The 3,860-nt window shown below is 47.8% G+C and carries 2 protein-coding genes; one reads left to right on the forward strand and one right to left on the reverse strand.

Annotated features, from left to right (window positions below):
• The coding region (locus Q9M42_RS15465) for a peptidoglycan-binding protein (protein WP_322527330.1) at nucleotides 1-1,879 on the forward strand (1,879 nt) is incomplete at its 5' end.
• A gap of 671 nt (nucleotides 1,880-2,550) precedes the next feature.
• Here Q9M42_RS15465 and Q9M42_RS15470 read toward each other — a convergent pair.
• On the reverse strand, nucleotides 2,551-3,860 hold a 1,310-nt coding region (locus Q9M42_RS15470), incomplete at its 5' end, for an N-acetylmuramoyl-L-alanine amidase (protein ID WP_322527331.1).

Genomic DNA, 3,860 nt, shown 5'->3' on the forward strand with positions numbered 1-3,860 from the left:
CTTCGGCCCGCAGACCGAGGAGGCGGTCATCGCCTTCCAGGAGGACCGCGGCCTCTCGGCAGATGGCGTGGCGGATGACGACACGCTCGCCAAAATCAGCGACGCCCTGGACCAAAACTCCGAAGTCCTCCAGGACGGCGTCCACAGCGACGACGCCCGGGCCATGAAGCAGGACCTCCATGAGCTCGGCTACCTCGACATCGCCGACCCGAACGACCACTTCGGCCCGCAGACCGAGGAGGCGGTCATCGCCTTCCAGGAGGACCGCGGCCTCTCGGCTGACGGCGTCGCGGACGACGACACGCTCGCCAAAATCAGCGACGTTCTGGATCAAAATTCTGATGCCCTGAAGCGTGGAGACTCAGGTGAAAGTGTCGAAGAAATGCAGACCAGCCTAAACATACTTGGCTACGATGTGACAGATGATCCAGATGGGTCTTTTGATAATTCTACAGAAGAAGCTCTTCAGGAATTTCAGGCAGAGCAGGGGCTGCCTGCTACTGGCTTATACGACAGCGTCACAGAGGAAACACTGGAGGAACAGGCAGCGGAATCATTTCCTTCTCCTTTTGAACACAAGTTGCAGGAAGGAGACGCAGGAGACGATGTACAACTATTAAAACAGCACTTAACAGCGGCAGGGTTTGAAACGGACTCAGGTGACAGTTTTGATTCGGATACCACAGCCCGGGTGGAGGAATATCAGGAGGAACAGGGACTTTCTGTTACCGGCACAGCTGATGCCGCTACATTAACCGCTCTACTTGAAATGGAAAGCAAAACCTATGATTTCTACGGTAAAGACCAGAACGGCCACGGCGTCGGCATGACCCAATGGGGAGCTTACGGTATGGCACAGGAAGGTAATGACTACGAGGAGATTCTTGAGTATTATTACACTGATATTGATGTTACGAGATCCAGTGATTACCAGGATCGTGATATCCGCGTGCTGCTTGGCGATACTGAACAGAACTCCGCCGAGATTGAAGGCAGTGACAGCTACAACATTGTAGACGCTGACGGCAAGCCTGTGCTTGAAGACCTGGAAGGCACTACAGAGATTTCCTACGGAGATGATGGCAGCGGAGAGTTCGTTATTACTAATGGAGATACGAGCGCAACGACTGAACGCAGTATATCAACTGAAAGCGATGGCACGTTCCAGCACGAAGGCAGCGAATATCGGGGCGAGCTACAATTTAAGAAATCCGACATCGACGGAGAACAGAGCAGCTGGGTGATGGATGTAGTTAATCATGTCGACATCGATGATTATCTTGAAGGTGTGGTTCCTTACGAAATGTACAGCAGTTGGGACGAGCCGGAGGCGTTTAAAGTTCAGGCCGTCGCCGCCCGGGCATATGCTTTCACTCAAATTTCTCCGGACAGCAACTTCGATGTATACGATGATACCCGCTCCCAGGTGTATCACGGTATTCCTACCGGGCCGGAAAATAAATCGATGATTCTGGATGCCATCCACGATACGAGTGGTACTGTCCTTACTTATGATGGTCAGCTCGTGGAAGGTATTTATTCCGCTTCCGCAAGTGGGCACACTGAGGATGCCGAAAATGTCTGGGGCAGCGACTTTGATTACTTGGAAGGCGTAGATGATCCATATGACGGCTCATCCTATGCAGAAGTCAGCTGGGAAGAGTCTTTCTCCACGGACGATCTTTCAGGCATGGAATACTTTCAGACTGAAGATAAAGGAGACGTCCTGGCGCTTCAGCCGGTAATGGAAAACGAACGACTGCAGGAAATGGACGTTATTATGGAAGAAGAAACTATTACTTTATCCGGGGATCAATTCCGAAGCGCCGTGGATACTAATGAAATGGATTCCAATATTATGCAGATTGAAGAAAAATAAAAAAGAAATTCAGAGCACAAGAATAAATAATAGTATAGCCTTTGAATTGGAAGTTAAGTGTGAGATTTGAAATCAAAAATCTATTGGTTTCTTCGAAATAAACCATTTTCTACGCAGAAGGTTTCCACCAGCACGCTTGTTGCTTTGCCAAAAAAATAGATGTCAGCTTCTACTTGTATAAAATCAAAGTATACTGAATAAAGAATTACTTCAAGATAGCGTTTCAGCCTTTTTATATTACGTCTAATATTGATAGGCATTAACGCTGTACTACAAGCGACCGTATGCAGTGATAACACAGTAATACTTCACTCTTAAAAAATTTGAACTACATCTCTTAAGGAACAATAAGTTATTTAAAACGGCTTGATTCAGTTGAAGTACTGAAACCAAGCCGTTTTAATATTTCTTATGCCACTAGTCATTACAAAATAACTTTAGCTTACCACCGCTTCAACAAAGTCTTCACCCAAAGGTAGTTCAACTAGTCCCAGACCGAGACAACGAGTAGTTATACTATCCCTAAATTGATGAAATTTTTATACGGCATGTAACTTTCTTCTGTGAAATAAGAGAAACAAAAAATAAAAATGCTCCCTTTCAAGCTAAACAGATAGTTTTTCATCTGTACGCTTAAAAGGGAGCATATTATTGAAAGCAGTTCATTACATTTAATTTTTACTGAAGTACGAATTCGTGCCCTGATAGATCCCTTCAGCAAGCTTTTCTCTGTATGAGCTTTGCTTCAGGTAGGAAGCTTCTGTCGAATTATCGATGAAACCAAGCTCCACCAATACAGACGGTACTTGTGTTTCACGAATCACGTAGAAATTACCTTGCTTCTCTCCACGGTCCCGCCCGGACGTTTCCCGGAGCATACCTGCCTGGATTTCTTCTGCGAGTTCTTTGCTTTCCTCGCGTTCGTACTTACTATACCAGTATGTTTCGAGACCATTACCGCCGCCCGCGTTAGTGTGAACACTGATAAAGGCATCCGCATCAGCGTTGTTGCCGATAGAGGAACGTTGGGAAAGCGTCAAGTACTTATCGGTTTCCCGCGTCATTACCACATTGGCGCCGGCTGCACGTAATTTGCTTGCCGCGTATTTTGTAGTTTCAAGGTTAATGTCTTTTTCTCTTAATCCATTCGCTACTGCGCCTGGATCACTGCCTCCGTGCCCGGCATCTAAAACAATTGTTTTGCCATCTACAGCAGATTCAGATGGAAACGTTTCTTCTACGTTCAATGCTGCACGCAGAGCTTTCATCGTATTCGGTCCCACAACACCGTCTACCGCAAGATTTTCAGAACGCTGAAATTCCTTTACTGCTTTATCGGTTGCGGAATCGAATTCGTTGGATGGATTACTTACACTCATGAAACCAAGCGCTTCAAGATCGAGCTTCAGCTGGGCGACACCGTCATGATTAGTACCTACTTTCATGATCGAGATCGATCCATAGTTGCCTGGATCACCCACATCAGCTGGCTCTTCCCCACTCGCTCCATCATCGCTCTCTTTAGTGCTGAGAACTTCACTGATCTTCGAGAGTGTCTTCGGGCCAGCTATACCGTCTACGTACAAATCATGATCGCGCTGAAATTCTTTAACGGCTGCTTCTGTTTGCGGACCGAATTTTCCATTCGGGTTCGAAATGTCCAGATACCCGAGCGTATAAAGGTCTTCTTTCATTGCTTTCGCTGCCGGGCTGTCCACACCGTCTTTGAGGACGCCGCTGTCGCCAGAACCACTGTCGGTGCTGTCGTCGTTCGACGGCGGATTCTGCATGACTTCACCCAGTTTGGCGAGCGTCTTCGGCCCGGCGACCCCGTCTACGTACAAATCATGGTCACGCTGGAAGGCTTGCACGGCAGTTTCCGTCTTCGGCCCGAAGTGGTCATTCGGCTCGGCGATGTCGAGGTAGCCTAGGTCGTAGAGCTTTTCTTTCAACGCCTGGGCTTCAGGGCTGCGCACGCCGT

Source organism: Marinococcus luteus, assembly GCF_034497705.1.
GTDB classification, from domain to species: Bacteria; Bacillota; Bacilli; order Bacillales; family Marinococcaceae; genus Marinococcus; species Marinococcus luteus_A.